Below are 24,832 nucleotides of genomic sequence, written 5' to 3'. Positions count from 1 at the left end.
TCAGTCCTGTAGCACTGCAGCAGCGCCAACGCGCCGCCCTTCGAGCCGGCTGCCACCCTGTGTCAGCGTGACCCCAGTCACCTCACCGCCCCCGCCGCGCCGAAACACGAACTGTGCACCGATCGCCGTCACCGCAAAGCGATCCGGCCCGGTCGGCGTGAGCCCGTTGTAGCCCTTGCCCGCTTCGCGCGCCAGCAAACGCCCGTCGCGCACGGTGAAGCCCAGCACCTGCGCCTTGCCAACGCGGAACTCGCCTGCGTAGTCGGCCAGGCGCTTCGGATCGATCGGCACTTCCGCCGTCGGCACCGGGTAGCGGCTCTTTCCGATGGCGAGCATCACGGGCTGCAGCGGGGCGCGCTGGTTGCTGGCGAGCACGATGAGCGCCTCGGCGGTGTCGGGCGCCAGCAGCCAGAGCGTGCGGTAGCCCTCGGTGACGCCTGCGTGGTAGTAGGTGCGCCGGCCGGTCTCGGGGCCGCGCACCATGACGGCGTAGCCGATCTCGGCGCCCTCGTAGCGCGCGAGCGGCGTGAGCAGGCGCGCGGCGGCCGGGCCCAGCGGGCCCTGGGCGCCGGCGAGGATGGCGCGGCTGAAGGCCAGCATGTCGGCGGCGGTCGAGCGCAGCGCGCTGGCCGGCGCGTAGGCATGCATGTCGAAGCGCTGCTGGCGCTGGTCGCCGGCGAACGGCGGCGCCATGCGCGAGGCCTTGTCGCCGAGCGGAATCACGGTGTCGTTCATGCCCAGCGGCTCGGTGATGCGCGCGCGCACCAGCTCGCCCCACGAGGTGCCGTAGCGCAGCGCCAGCAGCTGCCCAAGCAGCGCCATGCCGAAGTTGCTGTAGCGCGCCTCGCACGGCGCCGCGACGGCGGTGAGTCGGATGCGCGCGAGCGCGGCCCAGAACATCGGCAGGTCGAAGCTGCGGAACTGCTCGGCCAACGGAGCGCCGCCGGTGACGCCATCGGCCATCACGGGCAGGCAGCCGGTGTGCGTGACGAGCTGCCTCAGCGTGATCGCGGCCACGGCGGGCGGCACGCCTTCGGCCTGGCCGGCGAGCAGCTTGCCCACGCTGTCGTCGAGCGCCACGTCGCCGCGCTCCACGGCCTGCGCCAGCAGCAGGCCGGTGAAGACCTTGGTGACCGAGCCGATCTCGAACATCGGCTGCTCCGCGCTGGCAGGCGCAATGGCGCGTGCCACCAGCGGCTCGGGGTTGTGGGCGATGCCGTAGCCGGCCTTGTCGCCGCGCAGCACGCCGACCACCAGCGTGCCGCGCTCGGCACCGAGCGCGGTGCGGGCCAACACGGACGGGTCGCTGGCCAGCGAGAGCGGTGCGGAGGGTGCGGACGGCGGTACGAGCTGCGCGCTCGCCGCGCCCACCAGCCAGGGCGCGAGAAGCCAGGGTGCCAGCCAGCGGTGGCACCAGGCGGAGGGCAGAAGCCGCATCGTCGGAATCCTCGGGCGTGAAGTCGGAACAGCCGCCATCCTGCCACGGCGGCCACAATGACCCCATGCGTGCATTGCTTTCGACTTTCTCCTGGCAGGAACTGCGCCACCACCCCTGGCGCAACGCGGCGGCCGTGCTGGCCGTGATGCTGGGCGTGGCGCTGGCGTTTTCGGTGCAGCTCATCAACGCCTCGGCGCTCGACGAGTTCTCCAGCGCGGTGCGCTCGGTGAACGGCCAGCCCGACCTCGAAGTGCGCGCGGCGCAGGGCAGCTTCGACGAGGCCGTGTTCGGCCGGCTCGCGCGCCGGCCCGAGGTGGCGCTGGCGAGCCCGGTGCTCGAGTTCCAGGGCCTCGCGCTGGGCGGCGACGGGCGCCAGGTGCCGCTGCGCGTGATCGGCGTCGATGCGCTCGCGCTGCCCACCATCGCACCCGCGCTGATGCCGCAGTCGGCGGCCGGTGCCGAGCGCTTCGCGCTGTTCGCGCCCGGCCATGTGTTCCTCAACGCGGCAGCGCGCCAGGCGCTGCAGCTGCCGCTGCAGCCCGCGCCCGGCGAAAGCCTTCAACTGCGCAGCGGTGCCACGTGGCAACGCCTCGCGGTGTCGGGCCACGTAACCGCCGGCGGCGCGGCGTTGGCGGTGATGGACATCGCCGCCGCGCAAGAGCTGTTCGGCCAGCTCGGCCAGCTGACCCGCATCGATCTGCGGCTCGCGCCGGGCACCGACCGCGCGGCCTTCGTGGCCGCACTCGAAAAGTCGCCCGACTGGCCCGCGGGCCTGAAGTTCGCCGAGCCGGGCGATGCGGCCGAACGCGTGAGCAACCTGTCGCGCGCCTACCGCGTCAACCTCACGGTGCTGGCGCTGGTGGCGCTGTTCACGGGCGCGTTCCTGGTGTTCTCGGTGCTCGCGCTCAGCGTGGCCAAGCGCGCGCAGCAGTTCGCGCTGCTCGGCGTGCTGGGCCTCACGCCGCGTGAACGGCTGCGGCTGGTGCTGGCCGAATCGCTGGTGCTCGGGATCATCGGCAGCGCCGCCGGCCTGGCGCTTGGCACCGCGCTCGCGGCCTTCGCGCTGCGCGTGCTGGGCGGCGACCTCGGCGGTGGCTACTTCGAAGGCGTGGCGCCCCGGCTGCACTGGAGCGGCGCCGCCGCGCTGCTGTACGGCGGGCTCGGCGTGATCGCCGCGCTCGTGGGCGGCTGGTGGCCCGCGCGCGCCGCGCAGGCGCTGCCCGAAGCGCAGACGCTCAAGGGCCTGGGCGCCGCACCCGCGCAAGGCCGACACCACTGGCTCGCACTCGGCCTCATCGGCGCGGGCGCGGCGCTGGCCAACCTGCCGGCGATCGGCGGCATTCCGGTGGCGGCGTACCTGTCGGTGGCCTGCCTGCTGGTGGGCGGCATCACCGCCCTGCCCTGGCTCATCGCGCTGCTGTACGACCGTGTGGCACCCGCGTTTGCGCGGCGCGTACTGCCGATGCTCGCCATCGAGCGCGCGCGCCGCATGCGCGGCACGGCGGCCGTGGCGGTGAGCGGTGTGGTCGCGAGCCTGAGCCTCGCGGTGGCGCTGACGGTGATGGTCGCGAGCTTTCGCGAATCGGTCACGCACTGGCTCGACGTGGTGCTGCCGGCCGACCTGTACGTGCGCGCCACTTCGGGCGGGCGAGGCAGCGGCAACAGCGGCGGCACCAGCAGCACCGACACCGCGACCTTCGCGCCGGCCTTCGTGCAGGCGCTGGCGCAGTTGCCCGGCGTGGCGCGCACCGGCACGCTGCGCACACAGTCGCTGCAACTCGACCCCGCGCAGCCCGCCGTGACGCTGATTGCGCGCAGCCTCGAAGGCGGCGTGGCGCGCGGGCTGCCGCTGGTCGGCGAGGCGCTGCCCGTGCCGCCCGGGCAGACCGGCATCTACGTGAGCGAGCCGATGGTCGAGTTGTACGGCGCGAAGCCGGGCACCGCGTTTGCGCCGCTGGCCGATGCGATGCGCACGGCCACGCCGCAGGTGTTCTTCGTGGCCGGCGTGTGGCGCGACTACGCGCGGCAGTTCGGTGCCATCGCGATGGACGCGCGCGACTTCGAGCGCATCACCGGCGAGCACGACGTGAGCGACGTCGCACTGTGGCTCGCGCCCGGTGCGTCCGAAGCAGAAGTACAGGCGGCCGTGCGCGAACTCGCATCGCGGACCTCACGCGACGGCGCGGTCGAGCTGGCCTCGGTCGGCCAGATCCGCGCGACCTCGCTGCGCATCTTCGATCGCAGCTTTGCCGTCACCTATTGGCTGCAGGCCGTGGCCATCGCCATCGGCCTGTTCGGCATTGCCGCCAGCTTCAGCGCGCAGGTGCTGGCGCGGCGCAAGGAGTTCGGTCTGCTCGCACACCTGGGCTTCACGCGGCGGCAGGTGCTGGCCGTGGTGGCCGGCGAAGGCGCGGCCTGGACCGCCATCGGCGCGGTCGCGGGGCTGCTGCTCGGGCTGGCCGTGTCGGTGGTGCTGGTGAAGGTGGTGAACCCGCAGAGCTTCCACTGGAGCATGGACCTGCTGGTGCCGTGGGTGCGGCTGCTGGCGCTGTGCGCCGCCGTGGTGGCGGCGGGCACGTTCACGGCGTGGATGGCCGGGCGCGCCGCGGCAGGGCGCGACGTGGTGCTGGCGGTGAAAGAGGACTGGTAGCGCCCTCTTCCATCGCCATTCCTCCTAGCGCCCTGGCGTCAGCTGGATTCTTTCCACCGTCTCTTTCTCGACGGCCCCGCGGCTGTAGACCAGCGGCACGTACTTGCCTTCGAGCCACAGCGGCGCCAGGTCGCGGTAGTTCGGGCTGTCGGGGTTGCCCGACTGGCCCGGCGTGTTGATGACGCGCGACGCGTCCCAGTTGCCCACGTCGAGCACCATGCGGAACGACGCGCCCGAGGTCAGCTTGTAGTCGTTCGCGCGGTAGGTGGCCGCCATCGGCGTGAACGACGAGCCGGACATCGGCCAGTCGCCCACCTCGAGCTTCTTGCGCGTGGCCGCATCGACCACGCCGCCCAGCGGATGCCGGAACTCGGCGCGGTGCAAGGCGCCCCACTTCCACGCCGACGGGTCGGGCCCGAGCTTGGTGGACAGCTCCTGCATGGCGGCGGGCAAGGTCGTCAGCAGCAGCGCATCGCGCTGCGCGTTGCTGACCCAGCCGGACGGGTTCTCCAGCAGCAGCACCATGCGCGTGTTGTCGCCGGGCGCAGCCAGCGCGGCAGCGGCATCGCCCGCTCCTGCCTTGAGCACGGCCTGGCGCAGGAACTTGCTGCTCCACACCTCGTACAACGCGGCCGCCGCGCTGTCGCGGTCCATGGCGCCGTTCCAGCTTTGCAGCAGGCGCAGCGCCGCGGCGGTCTGTGCGTCGTCGCTGCGCTGGCCGGCCAGCAGCTTCAGCAAACGCTGCGCCGGCGTCGCGACGATGTCGTTCTGCATGCGCTCCGAGTCCTCGATGGTGAAGCGTGAACCTGCTGCCACCTTGGCCGCGAACAGCTCCTTGAGCCGACGCGCGCGGGCCGCATCGCTCCACTCGTAGCCCACGCCCTTCTTGGCGGCCGGATGGTCGGGCGGGATGTTGTTCTCGTTGGCCGTGACCACGTAGCCGCGCGCGGGGTTGAACTCCGACGGCAGCTCGTCGCCATTGCGGAAGCCCGACCATTCATAGCGGCCGTCGCCCGGCACGGGCATGAGACCGTCCCAGTTCGGACGGATGGGCGTGAGGCCGCCCGGAATCCAGCCGACGTTGCCGCTGCTGTCGGCATACACCTGGTTTTCGCCGGGTGCGCCCCAGCGGTTCATGGCCGCGCGGAACTGGTCCCAGTTGCGTGCGCGCATGTAGTCCATCGAACCGAAGTACGGCGCCATGCCGGGCTCCAGCCAGGCGGCGCGCAGGGCGAAGGCGCGGCGCTTGCCGGGCTCTGCCACCAGCACGGGGCCGTGGCGCGTGAAGGTGTTGACCACCTCGCGCGGCGCGCTCTCGCCCTTGACCGCGATGCGCTCGGTGACGCGCGTCATCGGCTCCCAGCGGCCCTGGTAGCGGTACTCCTCGGGGTTGCCGGGGTTGAGCTCGTACACGTACAGGTCTTCCTGGTCCATGTAGAAGCGCGTGAGGCCGAAGGCGATGGTGCCGTTGTGGCCGATCGACAGGCCCGGCAGGAAGGGCTCGCCCGCGCCGATCGCGTCCATGCCGGGCGCGCTCAGGTGCGTCATGTAGCGCAGGCTCGGCGCACCGTGCGAGCGGTGCGGGTCGTTGGCCAGAATCGGTCGGCCCGTGGACGTGAGCTTCGGCGCGATGACCCAGTTGTTGCTGCCGTAGGCGGCCGTGGGGTCGCCTTGCGATGCGCGTTGCTCCGCTTCTTCCTGCTCAGCCTTTGCAGCGATCGACTCGGCGCTGCCGGGCAACAGCGCGACCGGCGTGGAGGACGCGCCCGCGTTCATGCCCACGCGCGTGTTCTCCTTGGTGAAGCGCGGCGAATCGGTGGCCCGCAGGTAGGCCGCGCGCAGCTCTGCCGCAGGAAGGGTGCACGGGTCGAAGCCGTCGGGCACCTTGGGCGTGACCGGCGGATCGAGTTCGCGGCGCAGCCAGTCGGCCTTGGCGCCCGGCGCGCCGGCGCAGAAGGCGCGTGCGCGGTCGACCTCGGACGTGAAGTTGAGCGTGAGCCCGTGGTGCCGGATGCGCACCACGTCCTCGGGCGACCAGGCGGCCGGCTGGTAGCCCAGCAGCGCAAACTCGGTCGGCAGCAGCGCGGGCTGCGCGCGCACCTGCGCCACGTAGGCATTGACGCCGGCCGTGAAGGCCTCGGCCACGCGCTTGGCGTCGGAGCCGTAAGCGAGCCATTCGCGGTACATGTCGCCGCGGTAGAGCACGGCGCGCGCGGCGCGGTCGCTCTCGACCCAGGCGGGGCCGAAGTCTTTGGCCATTTCGCCGAGGCCGCGCTTGCGCCACAGGTCCATCTGCCAGAGCCGGTCGCGCGCGGCGATGAAGCCCTGCGCCACGAAGGCGTCGTAGAGCGTGCCGGCGTACAGGTGCGGCACGCCCCAGCGGTCGACCAGCACTTCGGCGGGCTTCTCGAGGCCGGGCACGGTGAAGGATGAGGCGGGGCGCGTGGGGGTGTTGATGCCGGGGGAAGTGGACGCACAGCCTGCGAGTGCCAGCACCGCCAGCGACACGGCGCCCAGGGAAAGCCGATGGCTCGTTCTCTTCATGTCTCTCGTCTCCTGTCTTGTTGTGGATTGGCAGCGCACAGTATCCCGATTTCCGCCGCTTTGCGTCACCCGCCGGGTTACAGGGCATGACTTGTAGACTGGCACGCTATGCAGCCCACCCCTTCATCCTCCTCCTGCGGCGACTGGCTCTCCGGCGCGATCCACCGCATCGAAGCCGACTACCAGCGCAGCGCCGACACGCACCTCATTCCGCTGCCGCTGCCCGCGCTCGCCGCGCACGGCATCGACCTGTACCTGAAGGACGAATCGACGCACCCCACCGGCAGCCTCAAGCACCGGCTCGCGCGTTCGCTGTTTCTCTATGCGCTGTGCAACGGCTGGGTGCGCGAAGGCACGACCATCGTCGAAGCCTCGAGCGGCTCCACCGCCGTGAGCGAGGCCTACTTCGCGCGGCTGCTGGGCCTGCCCTTCATCGCGGTGATGCCGCGCAGCACCTCGCCCGAGAAGGTCGCGCAGATCGCCTTCTACGGCGCGAGCTGCCACTTCGTCGACCACGCGGCGCAGGTGTACGACGAGGCCCGCGCGCTGGCCGAGCGCAGCGGCGGCCACTACATGGACCAGTTCACCTACGCCGAGCGTGCGACCGATTGGCGCGGCAACAACAACATCGCCGAAAGCATGTTCCAGCAGATGGCGCACGAGCGGCACCCGGTGCCCGCGTGGATCGTGGTGGGCGCCGGCACCGGCGGCACCAGCGCCACCATCGGACGCTATGTGCGCTTTCGCTGCCACGACACGCAGGTGTGCGTGGCCGACCCCGAAGGCTCGGTGTTCTCGGCCTACCACCGCTGCGGCGACACCACGCTGACCGCGCCCGGTTCGCGCATCGAAGGCATCGGCCGTCCGCGCGTGGAGCCCAGCTTCGTGCGCACGCTGGTCGACCGCATGCTCGAAGTGCCCAACCTCGACTCGGTGGCCGCCATGCATGCGCTGTCGGCGCTGCTGGGGCGCAAGGTCGGCCCGTCGACCGGCACCAACTTCGTCGGCATGCTGGCCGTGGCGCACGAGATGCGCACGGCCGGCCAGCAGGGCTCGATTCTTTCGCTGTTGTGCGACGCAGGCGAACGCTACCTGCCGAGTTACCACGACGCCGACTGGGTGCGCAACGCCTTCGGCGACATCGCGCCGGCGCAGCAACGCATCGACGCGCTGGTGGCAGGTTGACGATGTCCACGCGCGCACCCGGCGGCCTCATCGCGCGGCGGCAGCTCTTGCTGCTGGCCGCGCTGGCCGCCTCGGCCGCGCCGCATGCCGGCTGGGCCCTGCCCGCGAAGGCGCTGCAGTTTCCGCGCGACTTCGGCAGCCACCCCGAACTGCGCACCGAGTGGTGGTACATCACCGGCCACGGCCAGACCGCCGCGGGGCGCGCGTTCGGTTTCCAGGTGACCTTCTTCCGCTCACGCGTCGACGCCACGCAGGCCATGCGCTCGGCCTTCGCTGCCAAGCAGCTGGTGTTCGCGCACGCCGCCGTCACCGACCTCGAAGGCCGCGTGCTGCGGCACGACCAGCGCATCGCCCGCGCGGGCTTCGACGTGGCCTCGGCCAGCGAAACCGACACCGACGTGCGTCTGCGCGACTGGTCGCTGGTGCGCGATGCTGGCAGCGGCGCCTACACCGCACGCATCCCCGCCGGCGAGTTCACGCTCGACCTGCGCTTCGCGCCGTCGCAGCCGGTGCTGCTGCAGGGTCGCGAAGGCCTGTCACGCAAAGGCCCCGATCCCGAGCAGGCGAGCTACTACTACAGCGAACCGCAACTGCAGGCGCAAGGCCGCCTTACGCTGCAGGGCCAGGCCCCGTTCGAGATCACCGGCACCGCGTGGCTCGACCATGAATGGAGCGAGGCGCTGATGCACCCCGAGGCCGTGGGCTGGGACTGGATCGGCATGAACCTCGACGACGGCAGCGCGCTCACCGCCTTCCACCTGCGCCGCCGCGACGGCAGCGCGTTGTGGTCCGGCGGTTCGTTCCGCCCGCGCGGCGGCGCGGCGCGCATCTTCCAGCCCGGAGAGGTGCGCTTCGACGCCCTGCGCAGCTGGACCAGCCCGCGCACCCGCGCGAGCTACCCCACGCACTGGCGCATCGACACGCCCGCGGGCCGCTTCGAGGTGCAGGCACTGCTCGACGACCAGGAACTGGACAGCCGCGGCTCCACGGGCGGCGTGTACTGGGAAGGCTTGAGCGAGCTGCGCGACGCGCAGCAAGGCAAGCGCGTGGGGCGCGGGTACCTCGAGATGACGGGGTATGCGGCGCCGCTGCGGTTGTGAGCCGAAGCACAGCGCGAAGGGCTACTTCACGCCCTGGCTCAGCGCCTGCGCCGTGTTGCGCGACAGCGCGCGGACGTAGTCGTCGATCGCCGAAGCAACCGGCGCGAGCTCGGTGCTGCTCAACCGCTTGAGGTCGCGCGGTTCCTGGAAATCCTTGAGTTGCCGCACCCGTTGCCGCTGCTGGGCGAGCATCGGCTCGTAGGCCGCGAGGTTCAGCGGCGGGTCCATGACGAAGACCTTGGCTTCGATCGCGGGCACCGCGAAGTACCGCGTCGACGCCAGCATGCCGCGCGTGAAGAGGCCCGAGTTCTGCATGAAGCTCTCGTCGCAGGGGCCCCCGGTGCACTCCATGCGCGCCTGCGTTCGCGTCGCCTCGATGAGGACCACCGCAGAGATCTGATCTTCCTTCAGCTTGCGTGCAGCCCACGCCTGCGCAGGATTCGCGATCCAGCGACCGTCCTTGAAGATGGCCAGCGCGTTGACGGAGGTCGTGGCAAAGCTCGTCAACCGAACCACCTGGAAGCCTGCCTTCTCGAGCTCCGACGTGAAGGCCTCGTAGACCTTGGCCGTGGGGTTCCAGGGGAACGGGTACGTGGTCGAGAAGTTGTTGAAGACGGTCGTGCCCACGTGCATGTGTTCCGCAGAGGCGGGCATCCGTACGAGCAGGCCGACCTTCGCGCCCTTCGCGAGCTTGCCGCCGTTCGGCGGCAGCGTCGGCGGGGTCATGCACCCCGTCAGCGCGAGCGCCATGAAAAGTGCGAGCAGCCATCTGCGCATGGGGGTCTCCTTCTTCTTGTCGGTGTGGGCCTGTGCGGCCGGGTGCGGACGATTGTGCCGAGCGCTGCATGCGGCGTAGCCACCGGAACCGGTGGTTTTGGATAGAGTCGGCCTCACGTCATGCCAAGCACCCCACCGTCCATGAACGCCACACGTCATCAGAAGCTTCGCTCGGCGCTCATCGCGATCGCCGTGTTCGCGGGGATCGCCATCGCAGGCGCGCTGTTCGGCTTCAGCCGGAGTGGCAATTCGACGGGCCTCGCAGGCCGCGAGATCTGCCGCGCCACGTGCATCGCGCGCGGTTGGCAAGACGGAACGATGGAGCCACCATCGCACGCAACGACTGGCTCCACGCAAGGACCGAAGACTTGCCAGTGCCGATGACGACCGCGCATCACGCGGAAACCGTCACCCCATTGCGCTCCAGCACCGCCAGCAGCTTCGGAATGTCCGGCGCCGGCCCCACCGGAATCTCGCGATCGATCGCCGCGAACATCTGCGCAGCCATCGCGTCCTGCCCCGTGATCTCGAGCATCTGCCCGCCGCCCTTGCCGTAGTGAAAGCCGTGCACCGTGCCGCGCGGCACGTGCACCAGCGTGCCGGGCTGGCACAAGTGGGCCTGGCCGTCGCAATGGAACTCGACCTCCCCGCCGAGCACGTAGAACGACTCGTCCCAGTCATGGCTGTGCGGCGGCGGGCCCGTGCCTTCGTCACCGCGCTGGAAGGTGACGCCGTAGCTCTGCGTCGCGGCGTTCGACGCCAGCACCGTCACCTGCGTGCCGAGCACGTTCAGCGGCGTTTCGCGCCGCTCGGGTGACAAGACGAAGTACGGAAGAAGGGCCATGGCCGGCTCCTCGAAGTGGGAGCAGGATTCTGCGCCCCGGTCGCAGGGGGCACAAGCGGCGCAGGGTAACCACCCCGCTTTGACGCGCTGCCCTGGCGGCACAGACGATGCACACGCACCGCCCGCGGCCGTCACGGCCTTTGCATCACTGCTTCGTGCGACGCCGATCGATGAAGGCGATGATCTCGCCCATGATGCCCTTGCGGAAGGCCAGCACGCAGATCACGAAGATCAGGCCCGTGACCATGGTCACCGACTCGCCCAGCGTGTTGAACCAGTCGATGGTCGTGATGCGCGCCAGGAAGCTGCCGAGTTCGCCGATCTTGTTTTCGAGCAGCACCACCACCGCCGAGCCCACGATGGGACCCGACAGCGTGCCCAGGCCGCCGACCAAGGTCATCAGGATGACCTGGCCCGAAGCGGTCCAGTGCACGTCGGACAGCGTGGCAAAGCCCAGCACCAGCGTCTTGAGCGAACCGGCCAGGCCCGACAGCGCGGCCGAGATCACGAAGGCCAGCAGCTTGAAGCGGCCCACGTCGTAGCCCAGCGAGAGCGCACGCGGCTCGTTTTCCTTGATGCCCTTGAGCACCTGACCGAACGGCGAGTGGATGGTGCGCACGATCAGCAGGAAGGCCAGCACGACCACGACCAGCGCCACGTAGTACATGGTGAGGTCGTTCGACAGGTCGATGACGCCGAAGAGCTTGCCGCGCGGCACGCCCTGCAGGCCGTCTTCGCCGCCCGTGAACTTGGCCTGCAGCGCGACGAAGAACATCATCTGCGCGAGCGCCAGCGTGATCATCGCGAAGTAGATGCCCTGGCGCCGGATGGCCAGCACGCCGAACAGCCAGCCCAGCAAGGCGCCGGTGAGCGTGCCCGCAATGAGGCCCAGCTCCGGCGTGAGGCCCCAGACCTTGATGGCGTGGCCCGCCACGTACGCGGAGCCCCCCAGAAAGGCCGCATGGCCGAAGGACAGCAGACCCGTGTAGCCCAGCAGCAGGTTGAAGGCCGCGGCGAACAGCGCGAAGCACATGAGCTTCATCACGAACACCGGGTAGGCACCGAAGAACGGCGCCAGCACCAGGGCCACCAGCAGCAAGGCGTAGACGACAGTGGAGATTTTTTTCATGTTCATGCCGTTCGCCTTACTTCTCTTTGCCGAACAGGCCGGCGGGGCGAATCAACAGCACGATGACCATGATCACGAACACAACCGTCGAGGAAGCCTCGGGATAGAAAACCTTGGTGAGCCCTTCGATGACGCCCAGGCCCAGGCCCGTGAGGATGGCGCCCATGATGGAGCCCATGCCGCCGATCACGACCACTGCGAACACCACGATGATGAGGTTCTGCCCCATCAGCGGCGACACCTGCATCACCGGTGCGGCCAGCACGCCGGCGAAGGCGGCGAGCGCACAGCCGAAGGCGTAGGTCAGCGTGATCATCAGCGGCACGTTGACGCCGAAGGCCTCCACGAGCCGCGGGTTCTCGGTGCCGGCGCGCAGGTAGGCGCCCAGGCGGGTCTTCTCGATCACGTACCAGGTCGCGAAGCAGATCACCAGCGAGGCCACGACGACCCAGGCACGGTAGTTGGGCAGCACCATGAAGCCCAGGTCGGTGGCGCTCGACAGCGCATCGGGCGCGTCGTAGGGCAGCCCCGACACGCCGTAGACCGAGCGGAACACGCCTTCGATCAGCAACGTGAGGCCCAGCGTGAGCAGCAGGCCGTAGAGGTGATCGAGCTTGTAGATCCAGCGCAGCAGCAACCGTTCGATGACCACGCCGAACAGGCCGATGAGGATCGGCGCGGCGATCAGCATCACCCAGTAGTTGACGCCGAGGTACTCCATGGCCATCCAGGTGAGGACGGCCCCGAGCATGAACAGCGCGCCGTGCGCGAAGTTGATGACGTTGAGCAAACCGAAGATCACCGCCAGCCCGAGGCTCAGGATGGCGTAGAACGAGCCGTTGACCAGCCCCAGAAGGAGCTGGCTCAACAAGGCGGGAAGGGAAATGTTCATAAGCGTTTCAACGAACCCGGGCGCCGCAAGGACGCCCGCGGGAGGTCACTTCCAGAGGGCGCAGCGGCTTTCGGCCTTGGTCGTGAAGACTTCTTCGCCCTTGAGCTTCTGGATCACCTTGTAGTAATCCCACGGCTGCTTGGATTCGGCCGGCGACTTGACCTGCACCAGGTACATGTCGTGCACGAAGCGGCCGTCGGCGCGGATGTTGCCCTTGGCGTAGAAGTCGTCGATGGGCGTGGACTTCAGCGTGGCCATCACCTTGTCGGCATCGACCGTCTTGGAGGCCTGCACGGCCTTCAGGTAGGTCATGGTGGCCGAGTAGTCGGCGGCCTGGATGTCGGTGGGCATGCGCTTGGTCTTCTCGAAGAAGCGCTTGCCGAAGGCGCGCGTCTTGTCGTCGAGGTTCCAGTCCCAGCTCGTGGTGAGCAGCAGGCCTTCGGTGTTCTTCAGGCCCAGGCTGTGCACGTCGGTGACGAACACCAGCAGGCCCACCATCTTCATGTTCTTGGTGATGCCGAATTCCTTGGCCGCCTTGATCGAGTTGATGGTGTCGCCGCCGGCATTGGCCAGCGCCAGCACCTGTGCCTTGGAGTTCTGCGCCTGCAACAGGAACGACGAGAAGTCGGACGTGTTCAGCGGGTGCTTCACGCTGCCCAGCACGGTGCCGCCCTTTTCCTTTACGACCTTGGTCGCGTCGCCTTCGAGCGCCTGGCCGAAGGCGTAGTCGGCGGTCAGGAAGTACCAGCTCTTGTCGCCACGGCCGATCACGGCCGAGCCGGTGCCCTTGGCGAGTGCCACGGTGTCGTAGGCGTAGTGCACGGTGTAGGGCGTGCACTGTTCGTTGGTGAGCGCCGAGCTGCCGGCGCCGTTGACGATGAAGACGCGCTTCTTCTCGTGCGCCACCTTGGCCATGGCCAGGCCGGTGCCCGAGCTGGTGCCGCCGAACAGCATGGTCAGGCCCTGCGTGTCGATCCACTCGCGCGCCTTCGAGGCGGCGATGTCGGCCTTGTTCTGGTGGTCGGCCGTGAGCAGCTCGATGGGCATGCCGTTGACCTTGCCGCCGAAGTCGTCGATGGCCATCTGGATGGCCAGCGCGCCGTTCTTGCCTTCGACGTCGGCGTACAGGCTCGACATGTCGGTGATGAAGCCGATCTTAACCTTGTCCTGCGCCTGGGCCTGGGCAGCGCCGGCGGCCAGCGCGGCGGCGGCGAAAACGGCGGAGAGAGCGAATGTGGTGATCTTCATGAAAGGTGTTCCTGTGGGGGTGTTCGGGGGTGTCGCGTCACTTCCAGAGCGCGCACTTGGAATCGGCCTTGGTGGTGAAGACGGTGTCGCCGGGCAGCTTCTTCACGAGCTTGTAGTAGTCCCACGGCGTCTTCGATTCGGCGGGCGACTTGACCTGCATCAGGTACATGTCGTGCACGTAGCGGCCGTCGGGACGGATCTGGCCGGAGCCGAAGAAGTCGTTGATCTTCATCTTCTTGAGCTCGGCCATGACCTTGTCGGCATCGTCGGTCTTGGCCGCGTCCACGGCCTTGAGGTAGGTCATGGTGGCCGAGTAGTCGGCGGCCTGGATTTCGGTGGGCATGCGCTTGGTCTTGTCGAAGAAGCGCTTGGCGAACTTGCGCGTGTCGTCGTTCAGGTCCCAGTACCAGCTCGTGGTGAACTGCAGGCCTTCGGTGTTCTTCAGGCCCAGGCTGTGCACGTCGCTCAGGAAGATCAGCAGGCCGGCCAGCTTCATGGACTTGCCGATGCCGAATTCTTTCGCCGCCTTGATGCTGTTGACGGTGTCGCCGCCTGCATTGGCCAGGCCGAGGATCTGTGCCTTGGAGTTCTGCGCCTGCAGCAGGAACGAGGAGAAGTCGGACGCATTGAGCGGGTGGCGCACCGCGCCGACGATCGTGCCGCCCTTGGCCTTCACGACGGTGGAGGTGTCGGCTTCGAGTGCGTGGCCGAAGGCGTAGTCGGCCGTCAGGAAGAACCAGGTCTTGCCGCCGCCGTCGACCACTGCGGCGCCGGTGCCCTTGGCGAGCGCGACGGTGTCGTAGGCGTAGTGCACGGTGTAGGGCGAGCACTGTTCATTGGTGAGCACCGACGAGGCCGCGCCGTTGTTGAAGTACACGCGCTTCTTCTCGGCCGCGACCTTGGCCAGCGCCAGGCCGACACCCGAGTTGGTGCCGCCGAAGACCATGCTCAGGCCTTGCGTGTCGATCCACTCGCGCGCCTTCGAGGCAGCGATGTCGGGCTTGTTCTGGTGGTCGACCGTGAGCAGCTCGACCGGCTTGCCGGCCGCCTTGCCGCCGAAGTCGTCGATGGCCATCTGGATCGCCAGCGCGCCGTTCTTGCCTTCGAGGTCGGCGTACAGGCTCGACATGTCGGTGATGAAGCCGATCTTGACCTTGTCCTGGCCTTGCGCCTGGGCGGACGCTGCGAGCGCCAGTGCGGTGAAAGCCAGGGCGAAAGCGGTGAGCTGATTTTTCATGGATGTCTCCGGCAGTAGCAAGAAGGGGTGAAAGAACTCAGACGCCGAGCAGCTCGGTCAGCACGGGCATCTTGGCTTCGAGCTCGGCAGCGCCGAATTTCTCGACGATGCGGCCGTGCTCCATCACGTAGAAACGGTCGGCCAGCGGCGCGGCGAAGCGGAAGTTCTGCTCGACCATGACGATGGTGTAGCCCTTGGCGCGCAGCGTGGTGATCATGCGGGCCAGCGCCTGCACGATGACGGGCGCAAGGCCTTCGGAGATCTCGTCGAGCAAGAGCAGCTTGGCGCCGGTGCGCAGGATGCGCGCCACGGCCAGCATCTGCTGCTCGCCGCCCGACAGGCGCGTGCCCTGGCTGTGGCGGCGCTCGGCGAGGTTGGGGAACATGGCGTAGATCTCGTCGACCGACATGCCCGGCCCCGCGCCTTTCAGCTCGGGCGGCAGCATCAGGTTTTCTTCGCACGAGAGGCTGGCGAAGATGCCGCGCTCTTCGGGGCAATAGCCGATGCCCAGGTGCGCGATGCGGTGCGTCGCCATCGAGATGGTCTCGACGCCGTTGACCTTGATGCTGCCCTTGCGGGCGCCGGTAAGTCCCATCACGGCGCGCATCGTCGTCGTGCGGCCCGCGCCATTGCGGCCCAGCAGCGTGACGACCTCGCCCGGCTGCACGACCATGTCGACACCGTGCAGCACGTGCGATTCGCCGTACCAGGCCTGCAGGCCCTTGATTTCGAGTGCAGCGGTCATGTCAGTGCGCGCCCTGCATCTGGCCGTCGGTGGTGCCCATGTAGGCCTCCATCACCTGCGGGTTCTTCGAGACTTCGGCATACGGGCCTTCGGCCAGCACGGCGCCGCGCTGCAGCACCGTGATGGTGTCGGCAATGGTCGAGACCACGCTCATGTTGTGTTCGACCATCAGGATGGTGCGTCCGGCCGACACGCGCTTGATGAGTTCGGCCACGCGGTGCACGTCTTCGTGGCCCATGCCCTGCGTGGGTTCGTCGAGCAGCATCAGTTCGGGTTCCATGGCCAGCGTGGTGGCGATCTCGAGCGCGCGCTTGCGGCCGTAGGGCAGGTTCACCGTTTGCTCGTCGGCCAGGTCTTCGAGGCCCACCTCGGCGAGCAGTTCGCGGGCGCGCGCATCGAGCGGCTTGAGCGACTTCTCGCTCTTCCAGAAGTGGTACGAGGTGCCGAGCTTGCGCTGCAGGCCCAGGCGCACGTTCTCGAGCAGCGTGAGGTGCGGGAACACGGCGGAGATCTGGAACGAGCGGATCACGCCGCGTCGCGCGATCTGCGCCGGGCGTTCGCCTGTGATGTCGTGCCCGTTGAACAGGATCGTGCCCGCGGTCGGCTCGAGGAACTTCGTGAGCAGGTTGAAGCAGGTCGTCTTGCCGGCACCGTTGGGGCCGATGAGCGCGTGGATCGAGCCGCGCTTCACCGAGAGGTCAACCTTGCTGACCGCGGTGAATCCCTTGAATTCCTTGGTGAGCTGGCGTGTTTCAAGAATGACGTCGCTCATCTCGCGGCGTCGTCCGTGTGCGGAAAAAAGAAATCGGTCATGCGGTCCATCTCAATGCGTGCGCCACCAGCGAGCGCGGACCGATTGTTGGGGGCTGCTATGCAATTGCATACTGGGGCAAATGCCTATGCTGCACTGCAACCATTCACAAGGCGCACCACCCCCGGGCAAACGACTGTCGTCCCGACGACATTGCGCACCGCAACACGCACACCGGCGAACGCGCGAGGCGTGCACGTGCGCAGTGATGAGGCGCTCGCGCACGCCGACGCCCTTCGTGGAAAACTTGCGCGCCCGCTGCACTGCAACGATGCTCTTTCACCCGGATTGAATCCACCACCGCCATGCCGAACCTGCCGAACTTCCGCTCGCCCGAATTCCTTACCGGCCACATCGCACACACGCTGGCGTTCTACGCGCCGCGCAGCCGCGATGCCTCGGGCGGCTTCTTCCATTTCTTCAAGGACGACGGCACGGTGTACGACCGGCGCACGCGCCACCTCGTGAGCAGCACGCGCTTCGTGTTCAACCACGCGATGGCATGGCGCCGCTTCGGCCGGCCCGACGACCTCGCGGCGGTGCGGCACGGCCTGGCGTTTCTGCAGACCGCGCATGCGCAGCCGAATGGTGGCTATGCATGGCAGATCGACTGGGATGGCCATCAATCTACGGTGCAGGACGGCACGCAGCACTGCTACGGCATGGCCTTCGTGCTGCTGGCGCACGCGCATGCGCTGATGGCCGGCGTCGAGGAAGCACGCGCCGGCCTCGCGCGCACCCGCGACCTGATGGAACAGCATTTCTGGGAGCCGGCGCATCAGCTGTACGCCGACGAGGCCACGCCAGGCTGGCAGGTCGGCCCCTACCGCGGCCAGAACGCCAACATGCACGCCTGCGAGGCGATGCTCGCGGCCTACGACGCCACGCGCGAGCCCTTCTACCTCCAGCGCGCGCGCACGCTGGCCGAAAGCATCACGGGCCGGCAGGCCGCACTCGCCGACGGGCTGGTGTGGGAGCACTACCGCGCAGATTGGTCGATCGACTGGGACTACAACCGCGGCGACAAGACCAACATCTTCCGGCCTTGGGGCTTCCAGACCGGCCACCTCACCGAGTGGGCCAAGCTGCTGCTGCAGCTCGCCAGCCACCTGGGCCCCGACGCGCCCGGCACCGAATGGATCGTGCCGCGCGCGCGTCATTTCTTCGACACCGCGATGCAACGCGGCTGGGACGCCACGCACGGCGGGCTGGTCTACGGCTTCGGTCCCGACGGCACGGTGTGCGACGGCGACAAGTACTTCTGGGTGCAGGCCGAGAGCTTCGCCGCCGCCGCCCTGCTCGCGGTGCGCACGGGCGACGCCGGCTACTGGGACTGGTACGACCGGATCTGGGCCTACAGCTGGGACCACTTTGTCGACCACACGCACGGTGCGTGGTACCGCATCCTCACGCCGCAGAACGCGAAGATCAGCGACGAGAAAAGCCCGGCCGGCAAGACCGATTACCACACGATGGGCGCGTGCCATGACGTGCTGAAGGCGCTGGGCCACGGCGTCAAATAGCCGCGTCACCCGTCACGATTCGCACATATCTTGTGCGGCGGCGCCTCTACCCCGCAGCGCGCAGGCTGCCTACGCTTCAGGCCTTCTTTCACTCACGCAGGGAACGCATGAAGCACCCCAGCATCCGCAGCCTCACCGGCGCCGTGCCCACGAGTCGCCTTGACCCCGCCACCACGGCGCTGATCGCGATCGATTTCCAGAACGAGTACTTCGACGGGCGCATGCCCATTCCCGACGGAGGGACCGCCCTGCGCCAGGCGCGGCGCCTGATCGATGCCGCCGACCGGCATGCGGTGCCGGTGTTCCATGTGCAGCACGTGGCGCCCGCCGACAGCCCGATCTTCGCGGACGGCAGCCGTGCCTTCGGTATCCACGACGCGCTGCGCCCCGCCCCGCAGCACACGGTGCTGCGCAAGGCCACGCCGAGCGCCTTCGCGGGCACCGCGCTCGAGGCCGAGCTGCAGGCGCGCGGCGTCACGACGCTGGTCCTCACGGGCCTCATGACGCACATGTGCGTGTCGGCCACCGCCTTCGACGCCGCACCGCGCGGCTACCAGAGCCTCATCGTGGGCGATGCCTGCGCGACGCGCGATCTCGACCTGGAAGAAGGCGGCGTGCTGGGCCACCGCGAGCTGCACCGCGCGGCGCTGCGCGGCGTGTCGGATGTGGTGGCCGAGGTGCGCTCGACCGACGAGGTGTTGCGGCTGCTGGAGGCGGGTGCCTGAACGGCCTCAGTCGCCCTGCCCGTCCGCGGGCAGGTAGCGCGCGGCAGCAAAGTCGACGAACGCCCGCACCTTCGGCGACAGGTGCCGGCTCTGCGGATAGAGCGCGTACAGGTTCAGCGGCTGCTGGCGAAACCCGGGCAGCACGCGCACCAGCTCGCCGCGCGCCACGTGTGCGCGCACGAGGAACGCCGGCGATGCCGCCAGCCCCGTGCCGGCCAGCGCGGCGCTGCGCAGCACGATCCCGCTGTTGGCCTGCAGCCGCCCGCCGACGTCCACGGTGTGGACGCTGCCGTCCGGCGCGGTGAAGCTGGGTTGTGCGGCCTTCGCGGCCAATGAATAGTTCAGGCAGTCATGCGCCACCAGGTCGGCCGGCGTCTGCGGCGTGCCGCGCCGCTGCAGGTAAGCCGGCGACGCCACCCACCACTCCTCGAAGCTCGCGAGGCGCTTGACGATCAGCGTCGAATCCGAGAGTGCATACGCCAGTCGCAGACCGACGTCGAAGCCTTCTTCGATCAGGTCGACGAAGCGGTCGTTGCAGACCAGGTCGGCCTTGACCTGCGGGTGCGCGTCGAGAAACGCCGGCAGCCACTGCGCCAGCTCCTCCAGCCCGAAGGACATCGGCGCGTTGATGCGCAGCAGGCCCGTGGGCTCGACCTGGTGCTGCGCCACGACCAGCGCGGCCGTCTCGACCTGGTCGAGGATCTGCCGCGTGTGTTCGTAATAAGTCTGCCCCGCCTGCGTGAGCGCGAAGCGGCGCGTGGTGCGGTTGAGCAGCTGCACGCCCAGCGCGGTTTCCAGCTGCTTGACGTGGCGCGAGACCACCGTGTGCGACACGTCCATCGCGTCGGCCGCGGCGGTGAAGCCGCCGGCCTCCACGACGGCGCGGAACGCCTTCATGGCCGCGAACTGGTCCATGCGCGGGCCGTGCGGGTCAGTGCGCGCCGGCGGCTGCGTCGCCGCCCGCGCCGCCCTTTTGCGGCCGCGCCAGCCACACCAGCGGAATCAGCAGCAGGAACAACACCGCCGAGGCATAGAAGATGTCGTTCGTTGCGAGCATGAACGACTGCTGGTCGACGAGGCGGTTGATCTGCCCCAGCACCTGCTCGGTGCTCAAGCCGCTGCCCGTCAGCCCCGCGATGGCGCTGGTGGCCGCGCTGTTGCCCGGGTTCACCGACTCCACGAGCTGCGCGTGGTGCATGGCTGCGCGGCTGTCCCACAGCGTGGTGGCGATCGAGGTGCCCATGGCGCCCGCCGTGATCCGCAGGAAGTTCGACAGCCCCGACGCGGCCGGAATGCGGTCGGGCGTGAGGCCCGACAGCGTGATGGTCACGAGCGGAATGAAGAAGAACGCCATCGCGATGCCCTGGATGATCGTCGGGATGATGATCGTCACGAAGTCGGCCTGCGTGTTGAAGTTCGAGCGCATCCACAGCACCAGCGCGAACACGAGGAACGAGAAGGTCGCGTAGCGGCGCGGGTCGATCTTGGCCACCGTGAGGCCCACCACCGGCGAGAAGAAGATCGCCAGCATCCCGACGGGCGCCATGATCATCCCCGCCTGCGTGGCGGTGTAGCCCATCCACTGCTGCAGCCACAGCGGCAGCAGCACCACGTTGCCGAAGAACAGGCCGTAGGCAATGGCCGTGGCCACCGCGCCCGACCAGAAGTTGCGGCGCTTGAACAGCGACAGGTCGACCACCGGGTGCTTGTCGGTCAGCTCCCAGACCAGGAAGAAGGCGAAGCCGACCACGGCGACCACGGCCATCGTGACGATCTCGGCCGAGTGGAACCAGTCGAGCTCCTTGCCCTTGTCGAGCATGAGCTGCATCGAACCCACCCACAGCACCAGCAGCGCCAGGCCGATGGCGTCGATCGGCACCTTGTGCGTCTTGCTCTCGCGCTTGTGATACAGCGTCCAGGTGATGGCCGCGGCCACGATGCCGACAGGGATGTTGATGTAGAAGATCCACGGCCACGAGATGTTGTCGGTGATCCAGCCGCCGAGCAGCGGCCCCATCACCGGCGCGACCAGCGTGGTCATCGACCACATGGCCATGGCCAGGCCGGCCTTGGCGCGCGGGTAGCTCGACAGCAGCAGCGTCTGCGACAGCGGGATCATCGGCCCCGCCACGAAGCCCTGCAGCGCGCGGAACAGGATGAGCGTGGTCATGTTGGGCGCCAGGCCGCACAGCAGCGAGGCGATCATGAACAGGATCACGCTGGCCATGAACAGGCGCACCTGGCCGAAGCGCTGGGTCATGAAACCCGTGAGCGGCACCGCGATGGCGTTGGCCACCGCGAAGCTGGTGATGACCCAGGTGCCTTGCGTGGTGCTCACGCCAAGGTCGCCCGAGATGGCCGGCAGCGACACGTTCGCGATCGACGAGTCGAGCACGTTCATGAAGGTGGCGGCGGACAGCGCGACCGTGCCCCAGACGCGGGCGGAGCCCTCGAGCGGGGGGTGCGCGATGTAAGCGGGAGCAGCGGTGGCCATGGCGCGGGCTGTGAAGGTTCAGCGAATCAACGCTGCGATCAGCCCGGCTGGCCCTGCGTGGCGACGTGCGCGGCCGGTGCCGCAGCGGCCGGGCGGCTCACGGCCGCAGTGGGCGCGCCGCGGCCGAGGTTGGCGGCGACGATGCGCTCCACCTCGGCGTCGGCGCCGCGGTCGAGCTGGCTGTAGACCTGCGTCTGCGCGAAGGCGGTGCTGCGCGGTGCGTCGGCCAGCATCTTGCCGGTCTTCTGCGTGATGTCGATCTCGGCGTCCATCGACAGGCCGATGCGCAGCGGGTTGGCCTTGAGCTGCTCGGGGTCGAGCGCGATGCGCACGGGCACGCGTTGCACCACCTTGATCCAGTTGCCGGTGGCGTTCTGCGCCGGCAGCAACGCAAAGGCGGCGCCGGTGCCCACGCCCAGGCCGGCGACCTTGCCGGTGTACTCGACCTTCTTGCCGTACACGTCGGCCGTGAGCTTCACGGGCTGGTCGATGCGGATGTTGCGCAGCTGCACTTCCTTGAAGTTGGCGTCGACCCACAGCTGGTGCAGCGGCACGATCGACATCATCGGCGTGCCGGCGGCCACGCGCTGGCCCAGCTGCACGGTGCGCTTGGCGACGTAGCCGTCGACCGGCGCGGGCATGGCCACGCGCTGCGTGGCGAGGTAGGCCTCGCGCACCTTGGCGGCGGCGGCCAGCACGCTCGGGTGCTGGGGCACGCTGGTGCCTTCGGTGAGCGACTGGTTGCTGGCCAGCGCCTCGCGCGCGGCGACCACGCCGGCCTGTGCGGCGGCCAGTGCGCTCTTGGCGTTGGCCAGCTGCGTCTCGGCGTGGTTGAGTTCTTCCTTCGACACGGCGCCGTTGCCCGACAGCGCGCGGCGGCGCTGCAGGTCGTCCTGCGCCTTGGCGATGTCGCTCTGGGCCTTGGCGATGTCGGACTGGCGCAGCGTGACCTGCGCGGCCAGCGAGCCGTTGTTGGCGTACAGCGTGCGCACCTGGCGCACGGCCTGCGCGAGCGCGGCCTCGGCCTGCTCGAGCGCGACCTTGGCGTCGGCCGGGTCGAGCTGCACCAGCGGCTGACCGGCCTTCACGAAGTCGGTGTCGTCGGCGCCGATGGCCATGACGGTGCCGCCGATCTGCGGCGTGATCTGGATGACGTTGCCCTGCACGTAGGCGTTGTCGGTGTTTTCGTAGTGGCTGGCGACCAGCCATTCGTACAGGCCCCAGCCGCCACCGGCGACCACCACCACGGTGGCGAGGACGGTGAGTGCGCGGCGGCGCTTGCCGTTGCTTGCAGGCGCCTCGGGCGCTGCGGTGGTGGGCCCGTTGGAAGACGGGATGGAAGCGGATGTCGGAGTGTTGTTATCGCTCATGATGGAGTTCTTTCCGAAGAAGGCGGATCAGCAAATCAGTTCTGGGTGGCGGCCGTCGGCGCCGACGCCGTGGCGGTGGCCGGCGGCTGCCAGCCGCCGCCCAGGGCGCGCGCCAGGCCCACCTGCGTGTCGAGGGCGCGGGCCGCCAGGTCGACCGCGAGGCGGCGCTGGGCCAGCACGGCGGTTTCGGCGGTCAGCACGTTGAGGTAATTGCCCAGGCCCGCGCGGTAGCGCTGCACGGCAATGTCGTAGGCGCCTTCGGCGGCCGTCTGCGCGGCGCGCTGCTCGGTCTGCTGGCGCGTGATCGACTGCGCGCTCGACACCTGGTCGGCCGCGTCGCGCACGGCGTCGAGCACGGTGGCGTTGTAGCTTTCGATGGCCACGTCGAGGTCGGCCGATTTGCCGCGCAGGTTGGCGCGCAGGCGCCCGCCTTCAAAAATCGGCAGGTGGATGGCCGGGCCCACGCCCCACTGCTCGCTGCCCGACTTGAGCAGCTTGCCTAGCCCCAAGCTCTGGAAGCCGGCAAAGGCCGTGAGGTTCACGTTGGGATAGAACTGGGTCTTGGCATTGGCCACGTCGCTGGTGGCCGCTTCGACGCGCCAGCGCGCGGCGGCGATGTCGGCGCGGCGGCCCAGCAAGTCGGCCGGAATGTTCGCCTGCAGCGCCATCGGCTTCACGCCGGCGAGCACCGGCGACTTGAGCGAGGCCGACACGTTGGGCTGGCCCACGAGTGCATCGAGCGCGTGCTGCTGCAGCGCGATCTGCTCGTTGAGCGCTTCGATCTGCTGGCGCGCTTCAGGCAGGCCGCCTTCGCTCTGGCGCAGTTCGAGGCGCGTGTCGAGGCCGGCCGAGACGCGGTCGCGCACCAGCTTGAAGGTTTCGTCGCGCTGGGCCAGCGTGCGCTTGGCCACTTCGACCTGTTCGTTCAGGCGCGCCCACTGGAAGTAGCTGCGCGCCACGTTGCTCGCGAGCAGCACGCGCGCGGCATCGGCGTCGGCTGCGGCGGCATTGGCTGCGCCGAGGGCGGTGTCGAGTGCGCTGCGGTTCTTGCCGAAGAAGTCGAGCTCCCAGCTCGCACCGAGCTGCAGCAGGCCGATGTTCTGCGTCGAGCCGCCCAGCGGCGCCGGGTAGATGTAGTTGCTGTTGAACTTCTGGCGGTTCAGGTTCAGGTCGGCACCGACCTTGGGCAGCAGCGCCGCACCGGCAATGTCCGCCGAGGCCTGGGCACGCACGAGGCGCGCACGCGCGACCTGCAGGTTCGGGTTGCCGGCCACGGCCTGGTCGACCAGCGCATTGAGCTGGCTGTCGCCGAAGGCCTGCCACCACTGGCTGTCGAGGCTGGGGACGGTGGCGCGCGCGGGGTCGGCCGCGATGCCGAGCGTGGACGCATCGCGCAGCGTGGCGTGCGAGCCGATGCCGGCCATGTCGGCGCAACCGGCGAGTGCGACCACCGCCAGCGCGGCGGCCACGACAGGCGTGCGACGCAGCGCGCGCACGGCGAAAGACTCAGTCATTCTTCTCTCCACGGGCCGCGAGGCCCTGTGCGTTGTCGAGGATGCGGCGCAAGTAATCCTTGAGCTGCTCCCATTCTTCGGGGCTGAAGCCGGCCAGGTACTCGTTCTGCACCCGGCTCAGCACATAGGGCACTTCCTTCGCGGCCGCACGGCCTTCGTCGGTGAGTTCGATGTTGACCACGCGGCGGTCTTCGAGCGAGCGCACGCGGCGGCACAGGCCCTTGGCTTCGAGGCGGTCGAGCAGGCGCGTCATGGCGCCGGTGTCGAGCTCGCAGGCGCGGGCCAATTCGGCCACGGTGGTGGCGGCGCCGACGTGCAGCTTGTACAGCGGCACCCACTGCGGGTACGTGGGGCTGCCGGGTTCGCACATGCGCGTGCCGACCGTCTGGCCCACGGACGTGACGATGCGGCGCATCAGGTAGCCGATGCTCTCTTCGGCGCGGTAGTCCTCGGCGCGATAAAAGTCGGCCGGCGGGCGCACGGCCTCGTCGGGCGTCGGAGGAACCGGGGAAATGGGGGCATCGCTCATGCCGAAAATATTAGCTGCCATGGCAATTACTGTCAAGGCGACCTTTGTGAAGGCAAGGGCTCGGTAGAATCCGCGCC

Annotated in this window: 21 protein-coding genes; 6 read left to right on the top strand and 15 right to left on the bottom strand. The window is 69.0% G+C overall.

Features of this window, described 5'->3' with window-relative positions; translation table 11 throughout:
* Nucleotides 1-1,437 carry a serine hydrolase domain-containing protein gene (locus CY658_RS08690; protein ID WP_101489731.1) on the bottom strand — a complete coding sequence of 479 codons (1,437 nt, stop codon included), beginning with the start codon at nt 1,435-1,437 and terminating at the stop codon, nt 1-3.
* 65 nt (nt 1,438-1,502) lie between these two features.
* Here CY658_RS08690 and CY658_RS08685 point away from each other — a divergent pair, with 65 nt between their 5' ends.
* Nucleotides 1,503-4,088 (top strand): FtsX-like permease family protein, encoded by a 2,586-nt coding sequence (locus CY658_RS08685; protein ID WP_101489730.1) that lies wholly within the window; start codon nt 1,503-1,505, stop codon nt 4,086-4,088.
* 24 nt (nt 4,089-4,112) lie between these two features.
* Here the strand turns inward: CY658_RS08685 and CY658_RS08680 are convergent, their stop codons facing one another.
* Nucleotides 4,113-6,632 carry a penicillin acylase family protein gene (locus tag CY658_RS08680; protein ID WP_101489729.1) on the bottom strand — a complete coding sequence of 840 codons (2,520 nt, stop codon included), beginning with the start codon at nt 6,630-6,632 and terminating at the stop codon, nt 4,113-4,115.
* 108 nt (nt 6,633-6,740) lie between these two features.
* On the opposite strand from CY658_RS08680, the gene CY658_RS08675 reads away from it, so the two are divergent.
* Complete coding sequence (locus CY658_RS08675) at nt 6,741-7,817, top strand: PLP-dependent cysteine synthase family protein (protein ID WP_101489728.1); 1,077 nt, start codon at nt 6,741-6,743, stop codon at nt 7,815-7,817.
* Nucleotides 7,818-7,819: 2 nt separating this feature from the next.
* Nucleotides 7,820-8,917 carry a lipocalin-like domain-containing protein gene (locus tag CY658_RS08670; RefSeq protein WP_101489727.1) on the top strand — a complete coding sequence of 366 codons (1,098 nt, stop codon included), beginning with the start codon at nt 7,820-7,822 and terminating at the stop codon, nt 8,915-8,917.
* A 21-nt stretch (nt 8,918-8,938) separates the two neighbouring features.
* Here CY658_RS08670 and CY658_RS08665 read toward each other — a convergent pair whose 3' ends face one another.
* Nucleotides 8,939-9,694, bottom strand: coding sequence for a hypothetical protein (locus tag CY658_RS08665; protein ID WP_101489726.1), 756 nt, complete (start codon nt 9,692-9,694; stop codon nt 8,939-8,941).
* Nucleotides 9,695-9,835: 141 nt separating this feature from the next.
* Here CY658_RS08665 and CY658_RS32425 point away from each other — a divergent pair, with 141 nt between their 5' ends.
* Complete coding sequence (locus CY658_RS32425) at nt 9,836-10,078, top strand: hypothetical protein (RefSeq protein WP_143713631.1); 243 nt, start codon at nt 9,836-9,838, stop codon at nt 10,076-10,078.
* Between the two features lie 10 nt (nt 10,079-10,088).
* Here CY658_RS32425 and CY658_RS08660 read toward each other — a convergent pair whose 3' ends face one another.
* The 7 genes from CY658_RS08660 to CY658_RS08630 form a co-directional block, all read right to left on the bottom strand.
* Nucleotides 10,089-10,538: a cupin domain-containing protein gene (locus CY658_RS08660; RefSeq protein ID WP_101489725.1), complete on the bottom strand. Its 450-nt coding sequence runs from the start codon at nt 10,536-10,538 to the stop codon at nt 10,089-10,091.
* A 145-nt stretch (nt 10,539-10,683) separates the two neighbouring features.
* Nucleotides 10,684-11,673, bottom strand: coding sequence for a branched-chain amino acid ABC transporter permease (locus CY658_RS08655; RefSeq protein ID WP_180838895.1), 990 nt, complete (start codon nt 11,671-11,673; stop codon nt 10,684-10,686).
* 10 nt (nt 11,674-11,683) lie between these two features.
* Nucleotides 11,684-12,559, bottom strand: a complete 876-nt coding sequence (locus CY658_RS08650) for a branched-chain amino acid ABC transporter permease (protein ID WP_101489724.1) — start codon at nt 12,557-12,559, stop codon at nt 11,684-11,686.
* 45 nt (nt 12,560-12,604) lie between these two features.
* Entirely contained in the window at nt 12,605-13,807 is a 1,203-nt protein-coding gene (locus CY658_RS08645; RefSeq protein WP_101489723.1) for an ABC transporter substrate-binding protein, read from the bottom strand.
* A gap of 37 nt (nt 13,808-13,844) precedes the next feature.
* The gene (locus CY658_RS08640) at nt 13,845-15,044 is read right to left on the bottom strand and encodes an ABC transporter substrate-binding protein (RefSeq protein ID WP_101489722.1); all 1,200 of its coding nucleotides are present in this window, start codon (nt 15,042-15,044) and stop codon (nt 13,845-13,847) included.
* Nucleotides 15,045-15,081: 37 nt separating this feature from the next.
* Nucleotides 15,082-15,789, bottom strand: coding sequence for an ABC transporter ATP-binding protein (locus tag CY658_RS08635; protein ID WP_099790983.1), 708 nt, complete (start codon nt 15,787-15,789; stop codon nt 15,082-15,084).
* A 1-nt stretch (nt 15,790) separates the two neighbouring features.
* On the bottom strand, nt 15,791-16,561 hold the full coding sequence (locus CY658_RS08630) for an ABC transporter ATP-binding protein (RefSeq protein ID WP_099790985.1): 771 nt from the start codon (nt 16,559-16,561) through the stop codon (nt 15,791-15,793).
* Between the two features lie 344 nt (nt 16,562-16,905).
* On the opposite strand from CY658_RS08630, the gene CY658_RS08625 reads away from it, so the two are divergent.
* A complete protein-coding gene (locus CY658_RS08625; protein ID WP_101489721.1) occupies nt 16,906-18,123 on the top strand; it encodes an AGE family epimerase/isomerase in 1,218 nt (405 codons plus the stop codon).
* Nucleotides 18,124-18,230: 107 nt separating this feature from the next.
* A complete protein-coding gene (locus CY658_RS08620) occupies nt 18,231-18,848 on the top strand; it encodes a cysteine hydrolase family protein (RefSeq protein ID WP_101489720.1) in 618 nt (205 codons plus the stop codon).
* A 6-nt stretch (nt 18,849-18,854) separates the two neighbouring features.
* On the opposite strand, the gene CY658_RS08615 is transcribed toward CY658_RS08620, so the two are convergent.
* From CY658_RS08615 to CY658_RS08595, 5 genes are read right to left on the bottom strand one after another with little or no spacing between them, the layout of a single operon-like run.
* A complete protein-coding gene (locus CY658_RS08615; RefSeq protein WP_101489719.1) occupies nt 18,855-19,763 on the bottom strand; it encodes a LysR family transcriptional regulator in 909 nt (302 codons plus the stop codon).
* 16 nt (nt 19,764-19,779) lie between these two features.
* Nucleotides 19,780-21,342 (bottom strand): DHA2 family efflux MFS transporter permease subunit, encoded by a 1,563-nt coding sequence (locus CY658_RS08610; RefSeq protein WP_101489718.1) that lies wholly within the window; start codon nt 21,340-21,342, stop codon nt 19,780-19,782.
* Between the two features lie 38 nt (nt 21,343-21,380).
* Nucleotides 21,381-22,712: an HlyD family secretion protein gene (locus CY658_RS08605; protein WP_101489717.1), complete on the bottom strand. Its 1,332-nt coding sequence runs from the start codon at nt 22,710-22,712 to the stop codon at nt 21,381-21,383.
* A 35-nt stretch (nt 22,713-22,747) separates the two neighbouring features.
* Entirely contained in the window at nt 22,748-24,226 is a 1,479-nt protein-coding gene (locus CY658_RS08600) for an efflux transporter outer membrane subunit (RefSeq protein ID WP_101489716.1), read from the bottom strand.
* The gene (locus tag CY658_RS08595; protein WP_101489715.1) at nt 24,219-24,755 is read right to left on the bottom strand and encodes a MarR family winged helix-turn-helix transcriptional regulator; all 537 of its coding nucleotides are present in this window, start codon (nt 24,753-24,755) and stop codon (nt 24,219-24,221) included. The genes CY658_RS08600 and CY658_RS08595 overlap by 8 nt, the downstream gene beginning before the upstream one ends.
* Nucleotides 24,756-24,832 lie beyond the last annotated feature (77 nt).

Origin of the sequence: Variovorax sp. RO1 (genome assembly GCF_002849325.1) — a bacterium.
Taxonomy (GTDB): domain Bacteria; phylum Pseudomonadota; class Gammaproteobacteria; order Burkholderiales; family Burkholderiaceae_C; genus Variovorax.
Note: the sequence above shows the minus strand (reverse complement) of the source record. Positions and strands in the feature narration are given on the sequence as shown.

Bases quoted from the DNA above. Each gene is read 5' to 3' on its own strand.
- CY658_RS08645 (WP_101489723.1), bottom strand. From the start codon at position 13,807: ATGAAGATCACCACATTCGCTCTCTCCGCCGTTTTCGCCGCCGCCGCG.
- CY658_RS08600 (WP_101489716.1), bottom strand. From the start codon at position 24,226: ATGACTGAGTCTTTCGCCGTGCGCGCGCTGCGTCGCACGCCTGTCGTG.
- CY658_RS08655 (WP_180838895.1), bottom strand. From the start codon at position 11,673: ATGAACATGAAAAAAATCTCCACTGTCGTCTACGCCTTGCTGCTGGTG.
- CY658_RS08615 (WP_101489719.1), bottom strand. From the start codon at position 19,763: ATGGACCAGTTCGCGGCCATGAAGGCGTTCCGCGCCGTCGTGGAGGCC.
- CY658_RS08650 (WP_101489724.1), bottom strand. From the start codon at position 12,559: ATGAACATTTCCCTTCCCGCCTTGTTGAGCCAGCTCCTTCTGGGGCTG.
- CY658_RS08660 (WP_101489725.1), bottom strand. From the start codon at position 10,538: ATGGCCCTTCTTCCGTACTTCGTCTTGTCACCCGAGCGGCGCGAAACG.
- CY658_RS08675 (WP_101489728.1), top strand. From the start codon at position 6,741: ATGCAGCCCACCCCTTCATCCTCCTCCTGCGGCGACTGGCTCTCCGGC.
- CY658_RS08605 (WP_101489717.1), bottom strand. From the start codon at position 22,712: ATGAGCGATAACAACACTCCGACATCCGCTTCCATCCCGTCTTCCAAC.
- CY658_RS08640 (WP_101489722.1), bottom strand. From the start codon at position 15,044: ATGAAAAATCAGCTCACCGCTTTCGCCCTGGCTTTCACCGCACTGGCG.
- CY658_RS08680 (WP_101489729.1), bottom strand. From the start codon at position 6,632: ATGAAGAGAACGAGCCATCGGCTTTCCCTGGGCGCCGTGTCGCTGGCG.
- CY658_RS08610 (WP_101489718.1), bottom strand. From the start codon at position 21,342: ATGGCCACCGCTGCTCCCGCTTACATCGCGCACCCCCCGCTCGAGGGC.
- CY658_RS08685 (WP_101489730.1), top strand. From the start codon at position 1,503: ATGCGTGCATTGCTTTCGACTTTCTCCTGGCAGGAACTGCGCCACCAC.
- CY658_RS08670 (WP_101489727.1), top strand. From the start codon at position 7,820: ATGTCCACGCGCGCACCCGGCGGCCTCATCGCGCGGCGGCAGCTCTTG.
- CY658_RS08625 (WP_101489721.1), top strand. From the start codon at position 16,906: ATGCCGAACCTGCCGAACTTCCGCTCGCCCGAATTCCTTACCGGCCAC.
- CY658_RS08665 (WP_101489726.1), bottom strand. From the start codon at position 9,694: ATGCGCAGATGGCTGCTCGCACTTTTCATGGCGCTCGCGCTGACGGGG.
- CY658_RS32425 (WP_143713631.1), top strand. From the start codon at position 9,836: ATGAACGCCACACGTCATCAGAAGCTTCGCTCGGCGCTCATCGCGATC.
- CY658_RS08595 (WP_101489715.1), bottom strand. From the start codon at position 24,755: ATGAGCGATGCCCCCATTTCCCCGGTTCCTCCGACGCCCGACGAGGCC.
- CY658_RS08690 (WP_101489731.1), bottom strand. From the start codon at position 1,437: ATGCGGCTTCTGCCCTCCGCCTGGTGCCACCGCTGGCTGGCACCCTGG.
- CY658_RS08635 (WP_099790983.1), bottom strand. From the start codon at position 15,789: ATGACCGCTGCACTCGAAATCAAGGGCCTGCAGGCCTGGTACGGCGAA.
- CY658_RS08630 (WP_099790985.1), bottom strand. From the start codon at position 16,561: ATGAGCGACGTCATTCTTGAAACACGCCAGCTCACCAAGGAATTCAAG.
- CY658_RS08620 (WP_101489720.1), top strand. From the start codon at position 18,231: ATGAAGCACCCCAGCATCCGCAGCCTCACCGGCGCCGTGCCCACGAGT.